Origin of the sequence: Bacillus coahuilensis m4-4 (assembly GCF_000171615.1) — a bacterium.
Taxonomy (GTDB): domain Bacteria; phylum Bacillota; class Bacilli; order Bacillales; family Bacillaceae_K; genus Bacillus_T; species Bacillus_T coahuilensis.
In genome coordinates this window covers 1-430 of sequence record NZ_ABFU01000122.1, presented here as the reverse complement: position 1 = coordinate 430, position 430 = coordinate 1, and the positions used below count along the sequence as shown (strand labels likewise).

General features: G+C 64.9%; 1 protein-coding gene. It reads right to left on the bottom strand.

What is annotated here, in order from left to right; translation table 11 throughout:
• Positions 1–430, bottom strand: a 430-nt coding sequence (locus M44_RS18865; RefSeq protein WP_010177143.1) for an ATP-binding cassette domain-containing protein, incomplete at both ends; no start/stop codon positions are given.

Sequence of the window (430 nt, the reverse complement as noted above, 5' to 3'; positions counted from 1 at the left end):
AGGTTCGCGCCATCGACGCGAATCTGCGGCCCCCCCCCTGCCTGGCGCGACACGGGCACGAGGTTCATCGGAGGAGAGCCGATGAAGCCAGCCACGAACGTACTGGCCGGGCGCGAGTACACCTCCAGCGGCGTGCCGATCTGTTCGACCCGCCCCGCATTGAGCACCATCATGCGATCGGCCAGCGTCATGGCTTCAACCTGATCGTGCGTGACATACAGGCTCGTCGTGCGCAGGCGCCGATGCAACTCTTTCAACTCGAGTCGCATCTGCACCCGCAGCTTGGCATCGAGGTTGGACAGCGGTTCGTCAAACAGGAACACGGCAGGCTCCCGCACGATCGCGCGACCCATGGCCACGCGCTGGCGCTGTCCACCGGACAACTGGCGCGGCTTGCGATCCAGCAGCTTGCCAAGTTCGAGAATGCCCT